This window comes from Sphaerisporangium sp. NPDC005288 (assembly GCF_040607475.1).
Classification (GTDB): Bacteria; Actinomycetota; Actinomycetes; order Streptosporangiales; family Streptosporangiaceae; genus Sphaerisporangium; species Sphaerisporangium rhizosphaerae.
Genome location: NZ_JBEXGT010000001.1, coordinates 97,787 through 115,460, shown reverse-complemented (window position 1 = coordinate 115,460; position 17,674 = coordinate 97,787). Strand labels below are relative to the sequence as shown.

Annotated in this window: 15 protein-coding genes; 7 read left to right on the top strand and 8 right to left on the bottom strand. The window is 71.4% G+C overall.

Annotation, left to right across the window (positions count from 1 at the left end; translation table 11 throughout):
- Position 1: 1 nt before the first annotated feature.
- On the bottom strand, positions 2-322 hold the full coding sequence (locus ABZU32_RS00510; RefSeq protein ID WP_354915155.1) for a CU044_2847 family protein: 321 nt from the start codon (positions 320-322) through the stop codon (positions 2-4).
- A 509-nt stretch (positions 323-831) separates the two neighbouring features.
- On the opposite strand from ABZU32_RS00510, the gene ABZU32_RS00505 reads away from it, so the two are divergent.
- From ABZU32_RS00505 to ABZU32_RS00485, 5 genes are all read left to right on the top strand, one after another.
- Positions 832-4,584, top strand: a complete 3,753-nt coding sequence (locus tag ABZU32_RS00505; RefSeq protein WP_354915153.1) for a S8 family serine peptidase — start codon at positions 832-834, stop codon at positions 4,582-4,584.
- A gap of 216 nt (positions 4,585-4,800) precedes the next feature.
- The gene (locus ABZU32_RS00500) at positions 4,801-5,145 is read left to right on the top strand and encodes a YrdB family protein (protein WP_354915150.1); all 345 of its coding nucleotides are present in this window, start codon (positions 4,801-4,803) and stop codon (positions 5,143-5,145) included.
- 38 nt (positions 5,146-5,183) lie between these two features.
- Complete coding sequence (locus ABZU32_RS00495) at positions 5,184-6,113, top strand: NAD-dependent epimerase/dehydratase family protein (RefSeq protein WP_354915148.1); 930 nt, start codon at positions 5,184-5,186, stop codon at positions 6,111-6,113.
- Between the two features lie 54 nt (positions 6,114-6,167).
- Positions 6,168-6,683, top strand: coding sequence for a GNAT family N-acetyltransferase (locus ABZU32_RS00490; protein WP_354915145.1), 516 nt, complete (start codon positions 6,168-6,170; stop codon positions 6,681-6,683).
- Between the two features lie 90 nt (positions 6,684-6,773).
- Positions 6,774-7,703, top strand: a complete 930-nt coding sequence (locus ABZU32_RS00485; RefSeq protein WP_354915142.1) for a Gfo/Idh/MocA family oxidoreductase — start codon at positions 6,774-6,776, stop codon at positions 7,701-7,703.
- A gap of 168 nt (positions 7,704-7,871) precedes the next feature.
- Here ABZU32_RS00485 and ABZU32_RS00480 read toward each other — a convergent pair whose 3' ends face one another.
- The 5 genes from ABZU32_RS00480 to ABZU32_RS00460 form a co-directional block, all read right to left on the bottom strand.
- Positions 7,872-8,132 (bottom strand): hypothetical protein, encoded by a 261-nt coding sequence (locus tag ABZU32_RS00480; RefSeq protein ID WP_354834832.1) that lies wholly within the window; start codon positions 8,130-8,132, stop codon positions 7,872-7,874.
- A complete protein-coding gene (locus tag ABZU32_RS00475; protein ID WP_354915139.1) occupies positions 8,129-8,410 on the bottom strand; it encodes a hypothetical protein in 282 nt (93 codons plus the stop codon). Before ABZU32_RS00475 ends, ABZU32_RS00480 begins: the two co-directional genes overlap by 4 nt.
- A 233-nt stretch (positions 8,411-8,643) precedes the next feature.
- Positions 8,644-9,654, bottom strand: a complete 1,011-nt coding sequence (locus ABZU32_RS00470) for an acetamidase/formamidase family protein (protein WP_354915136.1) — start codon at positions 9,652-9,654, stop codon at positions 8,644-8,646.
- Positions 9,651-11,102 (bottom strand): APC family permease, encoded by a 1,452-nt coding sequence (locus ABZU32_RS00465; RefSeq protein WP_354915133.1) that lies wholly within the window; start codon positions 11,100-11,102, stop codon positions 9,651-9,653. The genes ABZU32_RS00470 and ABZU32_RS00465 overlap by 4 nt, the downstream gene beginning before the upstream one ends.
- Positions 11,103-11,327: 225 nt before the next feature.
- The gene (locus tag ABZU32_RS00460) at positions 11,328-12,422 is read right to left on the bottom strand and encodes a substrate-binding domain-containing protein (protein WP_354915130.1); all 1,095 of its coding nucleotides are present in this window, start codon (positions 12,420-12,422) and stop codon (positions 11,328-11,330) included.
- A 94-nt stretch (positions 12,423-12,516) separates the two neighbouring features.
- On the opposite strand from ABZU32_RS00460, the gene ABZU32_RS00455 reads away from it, so the two are divergent.
- Together ABZU32_RS00455 and ABZU32_RS00450 are read left to right on the top strand one after the other, a co-directional pair.
- Entirely contained in the window at positions 12,517-13,038 is a 522-nt protein-coding gene (locus ABZU32_RS00455; RefSeq protein ID WP_354915127.1) for a MarR family transcriptional regulator, read from the top strand.
- Positions 13,039-13,213: 175 nt separating this feature from the next.
- Positions 13,214-14,794 (top strand): alkaline phosphatase D family protein, encoded by a 1,581-nt coding sequence (locus ABZU32_RS00450; protein WP_354915124.1) that lies wholly within the window; start codon positions 13,214-13,216, stop codon positions 14,792-14,794.
- 214 nt (positions 14,795-15,008) lie between these two features.
- Here the strand turns inward: ABZU32_RS00450 and rocD are convergent, their stop codons facing one another.
- Positions 15,009-16,310 (bottom strand): ornithine--oxo-acid transaminase, encoded by a 1,302-nt coding sequence (gene rocD / locus ABZU32_RS00445; protein ID WP_354915121.1) that lies wholly within the window; start codon positions 16,308-16,310, stop codon positions 15,009-15,011.
- Entirely contained in the window at positions 16,307-17,107 is an 801-nt protein-coding gene (ddaH, locus tag ABZU32_RS00440; RefSeq protein WP_354915118.1) for a dimethylargininase, read from the bottom strand. The genes rocD and ddaH overlap by 4 nt, the downstream gene beginning before the upstream one ends.
- Positions 17,108-17,674 lie beyond the last annotated feature (567 nt).

The following is a 17,674-nucleotide window of genomic DNA, read 5'->3' as shown; positions in this document are numbered from 1 at the left end:
GTCAGGACTCCGCGACGCGACGCCAGGTGAGCTTGACGGTCAGGTGTCCTTCGAGGGCGGACTTGGCGACGACGGCCCCTGCCTCGGCGTTCAGCTTGACGCCCAGCTCGATCTCGACCTCGTCCGGACCGGACTCGCGAAAGGTCTCAAGGGCCGCCTCGGCGGCCTTGCGGATGGGCTGGAGCGCTGACTGCAGAGAGTCCACCGCCGCTTCGATCTTGTCCCCGGTGCGTGAGGCCCGCCGGACCGCCGGCTCGTTGTCCGCGATCTCCACGACGACCTGGCCGCCGTCGGCCAGGGGCATGCGCATCAGCTCGCTCACATCGACTCCGGGGCATGGGGGGATGGAAACCGCCGTAAGGGCCTCAGTAGATCGTATACGCGCGTAATCGGTCGAACACGGAGACCGTGCCGACTGGTCGCCGCGTTGCCGCCCTCGTGGATGAGATTTCCGGCCGGACTCGTTAGGAGGTCCTGCCGCGATGATCTAGCACGACGCGCGACCTTCGGGGACGCACCGAGCCACCGTGAAGGGCGTCCTTGGGAGGCCCCTGAGGCGGATGTCCTGATATGCGGCTTATGTCGGAAAAGTTAACAAAAGGGCAAACTATAGGAAGAAAGTAGTAACTTCAAGTCCTTTACAGGGCCTTGCCAGGGGTGATCGGATTCGTCCGGTTCATCGACTCTGGAGGCTAAGTGAGGCCCTGTTCCCCCCGGAGGGCCGCGGCGTCCGTCGCCGCGGCCCTCGCCGCCGTTGTGATCACCCCAGCGGTGGCGCACAGTGCTTCGCCTGCGCAAGCGCCTACGGGAGCGCCGCCCACGAGCGGCGGCGTGCCCGGTGCGACCGCCACGGTGACGCTGATCACCGGCGACAAGGTGAAAGTGACCAAGCGGACCGGCGCCGCCTCCTCTGTGGACGTCGAGCGCGCGCCGGGAGCCACGGGCTCCGTGCGCGTCTCCACCGAGGGCGGGGACACCTACGTGTACCCCGACCCGGCCGTCGCCTACATCGCGGCCGGCCGGCTCGACAAGCAGCTCTTCGACGTGACCCGGCTGATCGCGCAGGGCTACGACGACGCGCACAGCAGCGAACTGCCCCTGATCGTCACTCACACGCAAGACGCGGCGGCCCGCGAGCCCGCCGCCACGAGCGCCCCGTCCCGTGAGTCCGGCGCCACGGGCGCCACGTCCGACGGTGAGCCCGCCGCCACGGATGCCCCGTCCGCCTCGCCGGGCGGCATCGCGCTGCCGGGTGCCAGGACCACGCTCAGCCTTCCCTCCATCGGCGGTGAGGCGGTCCGGGCCCGCCGGTCGCAGGCCACGGCCTTCTGGTCGGCCCTCACCGGCGCCGCGCAGGAGAACGGGCGGTCGGCGAAGCGGTCCGGCGGCACGCCGTACGACCAGGCGGCGCCCCCGTTCGCCGCCGGCATCGACAAGGTGTGGCTGGACGGCAAGGCGAAGGCGACCCTCGCCGACACCACCGCGCAGATCGGCGCCCCCGCGGCCTGGGCCGCGGGAGGCTCGGGCACCGGCGTCCGGGTCGCCGTCCTGGACACCGGAGTGGACGCCACCCACCCGGACCTCGCCGGCCGCGTCGCGGCGTCCAAGAGCTTCGTCCCGGGCCAGGAGGTCACCGACCGGAACGGGCACGGCACCCACACCGCCTCCACCGTGGCCGGGACGGGCGCCGCGTCCGGCGGCAAGGAGCGGGGAGTCGCCCCCGGCGCCGACCTGGTGGTGGGCAAGGTCCTCGACGACGGCAACTCCGGGCCGATCTCGGGCGTCATCGCGGGCATGGAGTGGGCCACGCGGACCGAGCACGCCAAGGTGGTCAGCATGAGCCTGGGCGTCGGCGGCTGGCACACCCAGGACGATCCGCTGAGTCAGGCGCTGAACCGGCTGAGCACCGAGACCGGCGCGCTCTTCGTCGTCGCCGCGGGCAACGACGGACCCGGCCCGTACAGCGTCGCCTCGCCGGGGACCGCGGACGCCGCGCTCACCGTCGGCGCGGTGGACGGCTCCGACCACCTCGCCGACTTCTCCAGCGCCGGGCCGCGCCTGAACGACGACGGGCTCAAGCCCGACCTGACCGCTCCCGGCGTGGACGTGCTGGCGGCGCGCTCGCAGTACATGGAGTGGGGCGAGGGCTACTACCGGACCGACAGCGGCACCTCCATGGCGACGCCGCACGTCGCCGGTGCGGCGGTGCTGCTGGCCCAGAAGCACCCGGAGTGGACGGCGCGGCAGATCAAGGACGCCTTGATGAGCACCAGCGTGCCGACGCCGGACTACAGCCCCTACCAGGCCGGCGCCGGCCGGTTGGACGTGGGCGCCGCCTACGTGAAGGACCAGATCGTCGCGACCGGATCGGTGGACACCGGGCTGGTCCAGTGGTCGTCCGGCGACCAGCCGCGGCGGCCGGTCAAGAAGAAGATCACCTACACCAACACCACGGACGCCCCCGTCACGCTGGACCTGTCCGTCGACCGCGGCGGCTCGCCCGAGAAGGCGTTCACGATCGCCGCCGACCACCTCACCGTGCCCGCGCGCGGGACCTCGGCGGTCGACGTCACGGTGAACCCCGACGGGCTCGCGCCCGGCAGGTACACCGCCCAGGTCAGGGCGCGGCACGCGGCCGGTGAGGTGCACACGGTCGTGGGCGTCTCGGTGGAATCCGAGAAGTACGCCCTCACCGTCCACCTGAAGGACCGCGCCGGCCGGCCCCTGAGCGGCGATGTCGAGATCAAGGGCGCCGACGGAGGCAGCACCTTCATGTGGGTCCCGGACGGCACGCTCACCAGCCGCTGGGCTCCCGGCTCCTACACGGTCCTCGCCATCCCGGACGTGGAAGGTCTGCACGGTCCCGACTCTCTCGGGGTCGCGACGCTGATCGCTCCCGAGGTCGACCTGACGGCCGACCGCACCGTGGAGCTCGACGCCTCGCGGGCACGCCAGGTGAAGGTGGCCACGCCCAAGCCGACCGCCGTCGTCGACAGCAGGGTCGACATCTTCCGCTCCTTCACCTCCAGCAGGCCCGCACCCGGCGACGGCACCGCCCTGCATGAAGTGATCATGACTCCGCCCGCCTATGACAGCCTGTGGGCCCTGCCGAGCGAAAAGAAGGTGACCAAGGGCAGCTTCGTCTTCACTACCCGGTTCCGCGCGAGGCAGACGCCGCTGAAGATCGGCTATCAGGGCCACGACCTCGACGACGTCCTCGTGCAGCCCGGCTCCGCGGCGATGCCGGACGGCGCCTCGCGCCTGGACGCCGCCTTCGCCGGCGACGGTGCGCAGGCCGACTACGCCGGCCTGTCCGTCCGCGGCAAGGCCGCGGTCGTACGCGCCGGCGCGGTGACCCCCGCCGACCAGGCCGCGGCAGCTCGTGCCGCCGGCGCGGCGATGCTCCTGGTGGTCAACAACGCACCCGGCCGCAGGAGCGACTGGTACGGCGCCGCCGACGGCTTCTCGACCGGGACCGTCCCGGTCGCCTCGGTCACGCTGGACGAGGGGGAGGAGCTGATCAAGGCGATCGCCGCCGCGGGCAGGAAGGCGCTGCGGCTGGACGTCGAGGCCCACCCGGCGCCGGAGTACCTGTACGACCTGGTCGACTACCACCACGGCGGGGTGCCCGAGGACCCCTCCGCCAGGACCGACCCGCGGGACCTCGCCCGCGTCGACCTGGAGTTCGCTCCGCCCTCCAAGATGCAGGTCACCGAGATGCGGACGGAGTTCCCGCCGTACGAGTACTACTCCGCCCCGGCGTTCCCGCTGGAGCGGGTCGCCGCCGGAAAGCGTACCGACTGGGTCTCCGCCGGAGAGGGCGTCGTCTGGCAGCAGACCGCCTCCGTGAACGGCTGGGGAGGGTCGCAGACCGAGCCGTTGTCCTACCGGCCGGGCAGCGTGCAGAAGGACCGGTGGTTCGGCCCCATCACCCGGCCGCGCATGATCAGCGCCGAGGGCCCGTTCCGCGGCGAGACCGGGCTCAGCGCCGACATCCAGGGCTTCGGCGACGCGGGAGCGGCGCACAGCGGCGGGTCCGGCATCCCCGGCGTGGTCGAGACGATCACGATGTACCAGGGGGACAGGCAGGTCGCCCAGGTCGTGGGCTGGCCCTACCTCAACGCCGGAGACCTGGCGCCGCAGCGGCTGCCCTACCGGATCGTCGTCCAGACGAAGAACGACGGCACGGTGAACCCCTACTCCATCGCCGGCCAGACCGAATGGCGGTTCACCTCCGGCGCCCCGGTGGGGGCGGACTTCGCCGCCATCCCCCTGGTCCAGTTGGACTACGGGATCGACGTGGACGCCGAGGGCCGGGCGCGGCGCGCGTCGGACCTGTCCATCACGCCGGTGCTGCTCAACGGCGACTTCGCGAAGAACCCGATCTCCGCGGTGACGCTGGCGGTCTCCTACGACGACGGCGCCACCTGGCGGCGGCAGAGCCTGAAGGAGAAGAAGGGCACCTGGCAGGCCTCGCTGCGCGCGCCGCAGCGAGCCGGCTACGTCTCCATCCGGGTCACCGCCGACCAGCGCGACGGCGAGGGCATCTCCCAGACCATCACCCGGGCCTTCGGCCTGAAGTAGTCCTGAGAGAACCGGTTCACGCGACCGGCGGGGCCACAACGGTGTGCCCCGCCGGTTTCGTCTGTCTCCGGGTGTTCGCCCGCGGCCCGGGGTTCGGCTGGGTGAGGAGTGGAGCGGAAGAATGAAGCGAGAGCGGCGCTCTTGACGACGCCGGTCTCCATGCGAGAGCATTGCTCTCGAACGAGAGCAATGCGTTCATCGAGATGGGGCCGTTCGATGCTGACCGTGATGAAAGGCGCCAACGCGGGCCTGATGTTCCTGCTGGAGCTGGGCGTCTACCTGGCGGTCGGGTACTGGGGGTTCACGTTCAGCCCGAACTGGGGGCTCAAACTGCTGCTGGGCATCGGCGGGCCCTTGCTGTTCGCGGTCGTCTGGGGCGTCTTCGGGTCGCCGAAGGCGAGCATCCCGGTGCACGGGCTGGGACGGGCGGCCCTTGAGGTCCTCTGGTTCGGCGGGGGCGTCGCGGCCGCGGCGGGGGCCGGCCTCGTCACCACCTCGGTGGTGTTCGCCGCGCTGTTCGTCGTCAACGCCGCGCTGCGGCTCCTCTGGCACCAGGTCTGAGACACCGCCGAAGAGGCGTCATCACAAGGAGGTCGAACATGGGCAAGCACGTCATCGTCGGGTCGGGGCAGGTCGGCGGGCAACTGGCGGAGACGCTGGCGCGGTCGGGGCACGAGGTCGTCGTCGTCACCCGCTCCGGCTCGGGGCCGGCGGATCCGGGGATCACCCGGGTCGCCGCTGACGTGCGCGACGCCGACCGGCTCGCGGGCCTCGTCAAGGACGCCGACGCCCTCTACAACTGCGCGAACCCGCGCTACCACGAATGGGCGCGTGACTGGCCGCCGATGGCGGCCGCGCTGCTGACGGCGGCCGAGCGCAGCGGGGCGGTGCTGGTCGTCACCGGCAACCTGTACGGGTACGGGCCGGTGGACCGTCCGATGACCGAGGAGATGCCGCTCGCGGCCACCGGGACGAAGGGGAAGGTGCGCGCCACGATGTGGCGCGACGCGCTCGCCGCGCACGAGGCGGGCCGTGTGCGGGCGACCGAGGTGCGCGGATCCGACTTCTTCGGGCCGGGGATGTCCGGCCAGGCCATCTTCAGCGACCGCTTCCTCAAGCCGCTGATGGCCGGCAAACCGATCCGGGTGCCCGCCGATCCCGACCAGCCGCACAGTCTCACCTACATTCCGGACGTGGTGCGGGCGCTGGCGACGGTCGCGGTGGACGAGCGGGCCTGGGGACGGCCCTGGCACGTGCCCACGCCGCCCGCGACGACCGTCCGGCACTTGGCCGAGCGGATGGCGGAGCTGGCCGGGGCGCCCGCGCCCCGCGTCTCGGCCATCCCGCATGTGGTGATGCGGGCGGCGGGGCTGTTCTCGCCGTTGCTGCGCGAGCTGGAGGAGACGCGCTACCAGTTCGTCCGGCCGTTCGTCGTCGACTCCTCGGCCTTCGAGTCGACGTTCGGCGTCGCCCCGACCCCGACGGACGTCGCCCTGAAGCAGACCCTCGACTGGTGGCGCACCCGATAGCCCCTCGCAATACCGGAGCGGCGACGCTCATCCCCGGATGGTTTGATGTCCGCCATGGGTCAGGAGGAAGCCGGTCGCGCCGTGCGGCGGGCGGTGGGGGCGGACGCGGGGGCGCTGACGCGGCTGCGGGCGCTGATGCTGGAGGAGATGGGGACGCCCGTCGGTGGCCAGGACGCGGAGTGGCGCAAGGCCGCGGAGGCGTGGTTCGCCGAGCGGCTCGCGGACACCGGGGGCTTCGCCGCGTTCGTGATGGAAGATCCGGAGCTGGGCGTGGTGTGCTCGGCGGTGGGCATGATCGAGCGGCGCGCGCCCGGGCCGTCCAACCTCACGGGCACACAGGGTCGTGTCTTCAACATCAGCACCGACGTCCGGCGACGACGGCGCGGGCACGCGCGGGCGTGCCTCGCGGCGCTGCTGGCCTGGTTCCGCGACGAGACCGAGGCCAAGGTGATCGAACTCAACGCCACCGGGGACGGCGCCGAGCTGTACCGCGCGACCGGCTTCGTGGCGCCTCGCTTTCCCGCCCTCCAGCTCAGGATCTCCGAGTCGCCCCTCACCCCGCGTCCTTGAGCGCCCTCATGCCACGTGCATGGTGGCTCCTCTGTGTCCTGGACCGCCCTCGGTGCTCGTCCTGAACAGTCCGCCTCGTAGTCTCTCGGCATGGATCGGACGCGCGTGGCGATGATCGGGCTCGGGGACATCGCGGAGAAGGCCTACCTGCCGGTGCTGTCGGCCACACCCGGCCTGGAGCTGCTGCTGTGCACGCGTGACCGGGGCAGACTGGACCGGCTCGGTGACGCCTACCGCGTTCCGGCGCGGTTCACTTCGGTGGAGCAGGTGGTCGCGGAGGGCGTCGAGGCGGCGTTCGTCCATGCCGCGACCGAGGCGCACGTGGAGATCGTGGAGGCGTTGCTGCGGGCCGGGGCGCATGTGTACGTGGACAAGCCGATCGCGTACGACCTCGCCGGGGCCGAGAAGGTCGCGCGCCTGGCCGAGGAGCGCGGGCTCTCGCTCATGGTCGGGTTCAACCGCAGGTACGCGCCCGGGTACGCGGGGCTGCGGGACCTGCCGCGCGACCTGGTCGTCATGCAGAAGAACCGCACCGGCCTCGCGGACGACCCGCGCCGGGTCGTCTTCGACGACTTCATCCACGTGGTGGACACCCTGCGATTCCTGGCGCCGGGCGAGATCTCGGAGACATCGGTGGATGTGCGCGTGCGGGACGGCCTGCTGGAGCACGTGGTCCTGCGCCTCACCGGGGACCGTCCGCCCATCGCCGCTCACAGTGGGGGAGGGTTCACGGCGATCGGGATGATGAGCCGGGTCAGCGGGGCGGTCGAGGAGACCTGCGAGGTGATCGGCGGTGGCGTCAAGCGCCGGGTGGTGAACCTCGGCGACGTCGTCGACTTCGACGGCGGCGAGACCCTCGCGCGCAGGCCCGACTGGACGCCGGTCGCCCGGCAGCGCGGCATCGAGCAGGCGTGCCAGGAGTTCCTCGCCTCCGTCCGCGAGGGACGCCTGATCACCGCCGACGACGCCCTGCGCACCCACGCCCTCTGCGAACAGATCGTCGCCGCCGCCACACTATGACCTTCGCCAGGCCCGCGGCGCCGTGAGATTCGCCCGGTACGTGAGGCGGTGACGTTCGCCCGGCATGCCCGACCGTGACGCTCACCGGGTATGCGGGCCGTCGCGCTGGGCGGTCGCCGTCGGCGTTCTCGGGCAGGGGGACGCCGAGGGGGCGAGGCGGCCTGGTGGTCACTCCTTCACGCGTAGGCGCATCCGGGTGTCGTTCGGCTCGACGATGTGGCGTTCGGCGATGGCGGTGAGCCGTTTGTTGGTCTCCTCGGGGTCCAGGTCGTGAGGCAGGTCGGGGACGTCGATCGTCCCGAGTTCCTCGCCGGGGGCCAATGCCATTCCCGGAAGGGCCCCGCCTTCCGGGGCGGTGGCCATCGATTTGATGTTCCCGGCCGGGTCGTACACCACGACGACGCGCATTTCCGTCCCGCTTTCTGTCATGGGGATATCACACTTGTGTGGACGTAGAAGCCGCCGACGGTTATGGGCCCGTTGTTGGTGACGACGATGTCGAGATAGAAGCGGCCCGCGTAGTCGCCCCGGGTCGCGACCTGGGTCACCTCGAGATATCTCTCCGGCGCGTAGGTGGCCACGGCGGTGACGGTGACCGCGCCCCTGCCGAACAGGGGGCTCTCCAGCCAGAAGTAGACGTGGCCGTCCGGCCCGCGCGGCGGGATCGTCCAGGCGAAGTCATTGCGGAAAAGCGTCACGGTTGCCATCCGCTGCCCCATTCGCTCGGTTTCGGAGAATTTGTCCGATAAACGTGGCCGGGGGTCGGGTGCGGCGCGGTGGTCATCCGAGAGCCGGTCGTTCGTCTCCTCCACTAGTACAGCGGCCCGCCCGCCGCGGAAAGACGTCGGCCGGGTCCGTGGCCGCTCGGAAAGAGAAATGTTCCGTCGCGGCCACGCCCGGCCGAACAAGAGAAATGTATTCACATAATCGCGCGCGCCCCTCAGCGGGAGGCGAGGTACCGCTCGCCGAGGGCGCGCAGGCGGGAGTGGGCGCCTTCGTAGATGTCGGGGGTGCCGAGGTAGGCCTTGGGGAGCTTGGCGACCATCGTGTAGTTGGTGTCGCAGACGTTGCCGACCGGGGCCTCGCCGCCCTGGCTGACGAGCTGGTAGGCGTCGAGCAGGTCGAGGCCGGTGAGCGTGGAGGTCCAGGTCACCAGGTCGTGCTGGCTGATGCGGTAGGCGTCCTCCAGGGGGCGCGCCGACCCGGTGGACATCAGGTGGGCGTCGTCCTCCAGCCGGGGCCACGGCGTGAGCACGCCCTTGATCAGCTCGACGGCGACGACGGTGTTCATGGCGGCCTCCACCGCCGTGCCGCACACCTCGCCGTGCCCCTGCCGGCAGTGGCCGTCGCCGACGGCGAACAGCCCGCCCTCGACGTTGACGCCGAGGTACACGGTGACGCCGGCCCGCAGTTCGGGGGTGTCCATGTTGCCGCCGTGCGCGTCCGGGGTGATCGTCATGCGGGCCTCGGAGGCGCCCGGCGCGACGCCGACGGTGCCGTGCATCGGGTCCAGCGGCATCTCCACGGTGAAGTCGCCGCGCCGCGCCCGGTAGGTGACGGTGCGCCGCTCCTTGTCCACCTCGTACATCCACACGACCTCGTCCAGCGGCGGCTGGAGCATCGCCGTGGTGTGGGTGCCGGTCAGCGCCCCGAAGTGCGGGAACGTCGTGGAGACCGCCCAGTCGCGTGCCGGTTCGATGGAGATGAAGTGCAGGGCGAGCGTGTCGCCCGGCTCGGCGCCCTGGACGTGGAAGGGGCCGGTGACCGGGTTGAGGTAGGGGAACTCGCAGACCGCGGAGGGCAGGTCGTCCACGCCGCGCACGCGCCCGCCGAAGCAGTCCTCGGTGTACAGCTCGAGGACGGTGCCGGGCTCGACCGTGCCGACGGCGGGGCGCCCGCCGAAGGTGTAGGACAGCTCGTCGGCGGCGGGACGGTAGGAGACGACGTTCACTCGGAGACCTCCGTGGTCATGGCGGGCAGGGTGGGACGCCGGCCCACGCGGTAGGAGTAGGCGAGGATCGCCAGGCCGACGAGCAGCCAGACGAACCCGAGCACCTGGGCGGCGATGTTGGCGTTGATGACGACGTAGAGCAGGATCAGGAAGCCGATGGCCGGGGCGATGACGTGGCGCCACCAGTCGCGGCTGCCCTGCCGGATCACGTAGTGGACGATGACCGACACGTGCAGGGCGAGGAAGGCCGTCATCGCGCCGAAGTTCACCAGCGAGGTGAGCACCTGGATGCCGTCGGCGAGCCGGCTCATGAAGATGCCGAAGACCAGCGAGACGGCGGCGACCACGAACGTGGCGTTGACCGGGATCTTGTGCTTGGGGTGGATCTTGGCGAGGAACTTCGGGAGCTGCCCGTCGCGGGCCATCGCGAACAGCAGGCGGGAAGTGGCCGCCTGCGCGACCAGGGAGTTGGCGAAGCCCCAGGCCACGGCGGTGGCGACCGCGGTCAGCACGCTCAGCCAGTGGCCGCCCGCGTACGCGGCGGTGTCGTAGAAGGCGGTGCCGGCCGGGTCGCCCTTGGTGAGCAGGGTCGAACGGTCGGGGGTGAGCAGGGCGGCCACCCACGTCTGGACGACGAACAGCACGCCGGCGAGGGCGAGCGCGGCGACCATGGAGCGGCCGAGCCTGCGGGTGTCCTCGCGGCTCTCCTCGGCGAGCATCGAGATGCCGTCGAAGCCGAGGAACGACAGCACCGCCACCGACACGGCCCCGAACACCAGCGGCCAGGAGAAGGTCGAGGAGTCGTACAGCGGGCTGAGCAGGTCGCCGTTGCCCTTGCCCTGCGCCAGGGCGGTGATCCCGATGACCAGGAAGATCGCCAGGACGATCAGCTCGGCCACCAGCATGATCTTGTTCATCCGCGCGGTCATCTCGATGCCGAGGTAGTTGACGGCCGTGTTGAGCACGATGAAGCCGATCAGCCACGCCCAGATCGGGATGGCGGGAACGAACGAGGCCATGGCGGCGCTGGCGATGAGGTACAGCAGGGCCGGCACGAGCACGTAGTCGAGCAGGATCACCCATCCGGCGAGGAAGCCGACCGGCGCGGCGATGCCCCGGCCGGCGTAGGTGTAGACCGAGCCGGCCATCGGGAACGCCTGGGCCATCTGCGCGTAGGACAACGCGGTGAAGGCCATGGCGATCATGCCGATGATGTACGCGAGCGCCACCATGCCGCCCGAGCCCTGGAAGACGCCGCCGAAGATGCCGAACGGGGCGATCGGCACCATGAAGATCAGGCCGTAGATCAGCAGGTCGGCGAAGCTCAGTGAGCGTTGCAGCTCCTGTTTGTAGCCGAAACGCTCGACGCCGGCGGCCGGGGTCGAATCGGACGCGCCGCCGAGCGGGGCGCCGGAGGGGGACGGCGACGTTCCGGACGGGGAGGACATGGACGGCTCCTTCACATGCGGGGGCAGAGCCGTACGATAGAGCCATTCCTTGAAAGTGAAAAGATTTCTATGGAAAGATTTACGACGGCCGCCACACCGTTACGCGAGCGTCACACGAGACGGCAGGTCGTCGAAGCCGGAACACCAGGCCGAGGGATCGGAGCGGGCGAAGGAGGCGGGCGCCGCACGAGCGAGTGTCACGCTCCCGGCGCGGACCGGCGCGACTCACATGGAGGTCACGACATCGAAGTCCAGGCCATCGGCGCGTCCCACGTAGACGCGTTGCCGCACGTGGCGGTCGTGCAGCGTGAGCCGGCCGCGGCCGCCGGTGATCGAGGTGCCGTCGGCGACCGCCTCGATGGCCGGCACGGTCGTCGAGCCGGCCCGCCGGATCAGCGCCGCCAGCATCAGCACGCCCTCGTAGCAGCCGTGCCCGTGCCCGTTCAGCAGCGGCGCCGCCGAGCCGAACCGGCGGGTGTAGCGCTCGGCCAGGGCGAGATTGGCGTCGGTGGCCAGGCTGCCGAAGTACCCCATGGCGGCGTACAGCTCGCCCGAGGCGTCGCCGCCGATGGCCAGCAGGCCGTGTTCCTCCAGCGCGCCGCACAGCCGCGCGCAGTCGAGCCCGCTGGCCCTGAACGCCCGGTTGAACGCCACCAGGTCGCTGCCGATGAGGTTCAGCAGCACCGCGTCGGGACGCGCCGCGGCCAGTTCCTCGATGAGCGGCCCGAAGGCGCGGGTGCCGGAGGGCAGCAGCCGCTCGCCGACGACGGTCGCCGACCGCCTTCGCAGATGCCGGCGCGCCGAGGCGTGGACGAGGCGGGGCCACACGTAGTCGTTGCCGAGGAGGAACCACCGCCGGGCCCGCCTGCGCTCGACCAGCCAGTCGAGCCCGGGGCCCACCTGGCGGGAGGCGGGCTCGCCGAGGAAGTAGACGCCCGGGTGCCGGACGCCGCCCTCGTACGGCGGGGTGTACACCAGCGGGGCGGCGCCGCCCAGGGCGCGCTCGATCGCCGCCCGCACGTCGCTGGCGTGCGTGCCGACCAGCCCTTGGACGGCTCCTGCGTGTACCAGCCCGGCCACCTCGCGGGCGACCTCGCAGGGTGGGCGGCCGCCGTCGACCAGTACCAGTTCGACCGGCCTGCCCAGCAGCCCGCCGGCCTCGTTGATCTCGGCCGCGGCCAGCACCGCGCAGTTGATGGCGCACGGCCCGAGCAGCCCGAGCACGCCGGAGACGGGCACCACCAGGCCGACGCGCAGGGCGTCCGCCCGCAGCAGGTGGGCCTCGAGCGGGTCGATGACCAGGGCGACAGGTTCGGCCACGTGGAAGAGTATCCTCCTGGCGCGTTCGCGGACGAAGGGAGCCCTCAGTGGTGACGGCGGCAACCGCTCTGCCGGAGGACGGACGGACAGGCCCGTGGTGAGCGGCGCCGACGAGGGCGGGACGACCGCGAGGCCCGCCGTGCCGGCCCAGGCCCCGGCGGCCACGCGGGAGGTCCGGGACGCGGAGGCGGGGGGCGGGCTGGGGGCGTCGCTGGCGTACCTGCTCAGTCGCGCCGAGCGGAGCGTCAACCGGGGGTTGTCGGCGGCGCTCGCCGCCGAGGAGGTCACCGTCGAGCAGTGGCGCATCCTCCAGGCGCTCGCGGACGGGCGCGGCCACTCGATGGGCGATCTGGCCGGGGCGGCGCTGATGCCGCACCCGACGTTGACCAAGGCCGTGGACCGGCTCGTCGAGCGCGCCGTCGTCTACCGGGGGCACGATCCGGCCGATCGTCGCAAAGTGGCGGTATTCCTCGCAAACCGGGGCAGTGAGCTTCTCAGCCGGTTGGAGGCCGGCATCGCCGAGCACCACCGGGCGATTCTCGCGACGTACGGCGCCGTCCGCACAGAACGGCTCATGCGAGACCTGGAACACCTGGTGCGCTCGCTCGACGGCTGACCTCCGCGCGTTCGCCGAGGTGGACGCGGCGCGTGGCGACCGCTCCATGGGGGGGCATCCGCGCCGTGGCCGCTCGGCGGGCCCGGGTCATCGCCGTGCCATTTAGGCAGGCCGTCCTCCTCCACCGGATGAGTTGAGCATATGGTTCATAACGCTGCTCAAAAGGGGAGGTAACGTGCCCGACTTGCTGGTAGGGCCGATGCTGCGCTACGTCGATGAGACGAGCGCGTCGATATGGGTGGAAACGAGCGATCCGTGCGAGGTCGCCATCGAGGTGGCGGGCGCCCGGGCCACCGAACGCACGTTCACCGTGCACGGCCACCACTACGCCATCGTGGACGTCGAGGAGACCGGCGCGTACTCCGTCGAGCTGGACGGGCGAAGGGTGTGGCCCCTGGAGGGCTACCCCGACAGCAAGATCTGCCCGCTGGCCGAGATGAACCGCGTGATGTTCGGGTCCTGCCGCACCAGCGTGCCGCACGACGCTGTGCACGAGCGCACGCACGGCAAGGACGTGCTGCGCGAGTTCGGCCTGCGCCTGCTGGACGGCGAGGACCTGCCGAGCCTGCTGATCTTCCTCGGCGACCAGGTGTACGCCGACGAGCCGTCCCAGGAGATGCTGGACTACATCCGCTCCCGCCGTCAGGACGGCCCCGACGAGATCGTGGACTTCGAGGAGTACGCCGAGCTGTACCGGCAGGCGTGGAGCGACCCGGTGGTCCGCTGGGTGCTGTCCACCGTCCCCACCGCGATGATCTTCGATGACCACGACGTGCGCGACGACTGGAACACCTCGATGGCCTGGCGGCGCACCATGGCCGAGGTGCCGTGGTGGCCGACGCGCGTGCTGTCCGCGCTCGGCGCCTACTGGGTCTACCAGCACCTGGGCAACCTCTCGCCGTCCGAGCGCAAGGCCGACCCGATGTACGCCGAGATCCGCGCGGGCGACGGGGACGGCGGAGCGGCGCTGGACGCCTTCGCCAAGAAGGCCGACGAGGACCCCTCTTCCATGCGGTGGAGCTATACCCGCGACGTCGGCCGCACGCGGCTGGTCATGCTGGACACGCGGTGCGCCCGCGAGCTGGAGCCCGGCCACCGGCGCATGCTCGACGACTCCGAGTGGGAGTGGTTCACCGAGGTGGCCACCGGCGACGTCGACCACCTGCTCATCGGGTCCTCGGTGCCGGTGTTCCTGCCCAGCGGCATCTTCGACGTCGAGAGCTGGAACGAGGCCGTCGCCGGCGGGGCGTGGGGACCCCGCGGAGTGGTGTGGGGCGAGAAGATCCGCCAAGCACTCGACCTGGAGCACTGGGGGGCGTTCCGCCGGTCGTTCGAGGAGCTCGGACGCCTGCTGGTGGACGTCGCCGCGGGACGGCGCGGCAGGGCCCCGGCGACGATCGTGCTGCTGTCGGGGGACGTCCACTACTCCTACCTGGCGGCCGCCGGCCCGGCGTCGGCGGACCTCGAGTCCGCGCGCATCTACCAGGCGGTGTGCTCCCCGATCCGCAACCCCCTCAGCCGCAGCCTGCGACTGGCCAACGTGATCGGGTCGTTCGGCGTGGCCAGCCTGGTCGGCGGCATCCTGACCCGCACGGTGCGCCTGCCGCGGCGGGCGCTGCGGTGGAAGATCACCAACGGGCCGTGGTTCCCGAACGCGCTCGCCTCGCTCGACCTCGACGGCCGCTCCGCGAGCGTCCGCTGGCACACCGCCCGCCCGGACTTCCAGGAGATGACCCGCATCACGCTCGCCCCCTGAGCCCTCCGCCCCCACCCGGGCCGCCACCGTCGGTCAAACGATTGGCGACCCGGGCGGCGCGGGAAGGGATCCCGGCGCGCCGGGAACTCCGGCGTCCTCGGAGCCGGCCCCTCTCAGGTCTCAGCGGCCGGAGAGCTTCGGCGCTTGCGGAGCCGGAGTCTCAAATCTCAGCGGCCGGAGAGGTACGGGGTCCGCGGGGACGGCGCCTCGGGTCTCAGCGGCCGGAGAGCTCCGGGGTCCGCGGGGACGGAACCGGAGCCTGCTCCGCGGCCTCCGCGGGCGCGGCCGTGCCGGACAGCTCGTCGAGCACCTCGGCGAGCCGGTCGACGGCCCAGTTGAGGTCCTCCTCCGACACCATCAGCGGCGGCGCGAGGCGGATCGTCGAGCCGTGGGTGTCCTTGGCCAGCACCCCGCGCCGCATGAGCGCCTCGCAGACCTCGCGCCCGGTGGCGATGGAGGGGTCGATGTCCACCCCCGCCCACAACCCGCGTCCCCGCACCGCGACGACGCCGTGGCCGCCCTCGCCGGCGGGCCCGATGAGAGCGCGCAGCCGCTCGTGCAGGAGCGCGCCGAGCTCACGCGCCCGCGCCTGGTACTCGCCGGTCAGCAGCAGGTCCAGGACGGCGCCACCGACCGCGCAGGCCAGCGGGTTGCCGCCGAAGGTCGAGCCGTGCTGCCCCGGCTTGATCACCCCGAGGACGGAGGCGTCCGCGACGACGGCGGACACCGGGACGACGCCGCCGCCGAGCGCCTTGCCCAGCACGTACATGTCCGGGACCACGCCCTCGTGCTCGCAGGCGAAGGTGTCGCCGGTGCGGCCGAGGCCCGACTGGATCTCGTCGGCGATGAACAGCACGTTGTTCTCGGTGCAGATCTCCCTGACCCGGGTGAGGTAGCCGGCCGGGGGCACCAGCACACCGGCCTCGCCCTGGATGGGTTCCAGCAGCACCGCCACCGTGTCGGGGGTGATCGCCTCGCGGACCGCCTCGGCCGAGCCGTACTCCACGATCGTGAAGCCGGGCGTCGCGGGGCCGAAGCCGTCGCGGGCGTCGGGGTCGGTGGAGAAGCTGACGATCGTCGTCGTGCGGCCGTGGAAGTTGCCGGCCATGACGATGATCTCGGCGCGGCCGGGGGCGACGCCCTTGACCTCGTACCCCCACTTGCGGGCGACCTTGACCGCCGTCTCGACGGCCTCGGCGCCGGTGTTCATCGGCAGGACCATGTCCTTGCCGCACAGGTCGGCGAGGCCCGCGCAGAAGTCGGCGAACCTGTCGTGGAAGAAGGCGCGGCTGGTCAGCGTCACCCGCTGGAGCTGCTCCTGGGCGGCCTTGAGGATCGCCGGGTTGCCGTGGCCGAAGTTGAGGGAGGAGTAGCCGGCCAGGCAGTCGAGGTAGCGCCTGCCCTCCACGTCGGTCACCCACGCGCCGCGCGCCTCGCTGACCACGACGGGCAGCGGGTGGTAGTTGTGCGCGCTGTGCCGCTCGCTCAGCTCGATGATCTCGTCGGTGGTGCTCATACGCGGATCTCCAGGGTGCAGCACTTCGGACCGCCGCCGGCCTTGCGCAGTTCGCTGAGGTCGACGGGGATGACATTGAGGCCGCGGCGCTTCAACTCAAGGGCCAGTTCGCCGGCCTCGACGTTGATCACCACGTTGTGCCCGTCGCTGACGGCGTTGAGGCCGAGCACCGCCGCGTCCTCCGCCGAGGCGAGCACGGCGTCGGGGAACATGTGGCGGAGCACCTCGCGGCTGCCCGGCGAGAACGCCCCCGGGTAGTAGGCCACGTTGCGCCCGTCGATCGGGAACAGCGCCGTGTCCAGGTGGTAGTAGCGGGGGTCGACGAGCTGGAGGGTCACCACCGGGCGGCCGAGGAACTCCTGGGCCTGCTTGTGCGCGGTGATGGCGGTGCGGAAGCCGGTGCCGGCCAGGATCACCTCGTCGAGGGTGAGGAAGTCGCCCTCGCCCTCGTTGGTCTCGGTGGGCTCCATGGCCGTCGCGAAACCGTTGTCGGTGAACCAGCGCAGGTAGGCGGGGCCCTCGGCGGCGCGCTCGGCGTTCGCGAACCGCGCCCCGTACACCCGCCCGCCGACCACCAGGGCCCCGTTGGCGGCGAACACCATGTCCGGCAGGCCGTCGATCGGGTCGATCAGGCTGACCTTGTGCCCCAGTTCCTCATAGGCGTCCTTCAACCCCTCCCACTGGCGCACGGCGGTGGCGGCGTCGGCGCCGGCCTCCGGGTCCATCCAAGGGTTGATCGCGTACTCGACCGCGAAGTGGTCGGGACGACACATGAGGTAGTGCCGGCTGTGCGCCATCTATCACTCCGTCGGGAAAACGGCTGGTCAGGGATGGCATCAGCCTAGAAACGACGATCGCCGTGAACCAGGTGCGGAGCTTGCGCGCCCACGTCGATCGGTTGCGTGCTCGGCCCGGTTCGCGGCGATCCGTTGCGGCGATCCTGCTGCTCTGTTTTAGATCTCCTCTTGGTCCCCTCCTCCGGGGCCCGCTATGTTTCACCGCCGTGTCGGCACGATGTCGGCGGTGTGACGTCGCGCGGGCCGTCCTGGCGCTGCGGTCATGTCCGCGATCACATGGCCGGCGGGCGGCGGTCCGCTGAGTGGACCGGGACGTCGCTGCGCCCCCCGGCCCGGACGAGGATGTGACGACGATAGGCAGGTAAGGGTGAGTGCCGGACATCGGTGGGGGAAGCCTGATGCGTCGTCGTTCTCGTGTGTCCGTGTTCGCGGCCGGCCGTTCCGTCACGGTCAGCTTTCTGATCGTTCTCGTCTCGCTCTGCCTTCTGGCCACGTCATGTCCGGACGAGGACTCCGGGGGAGGCTCGAACGCCACGGAGACCGAGCAGGGGCAGGTCCAGAAACCGA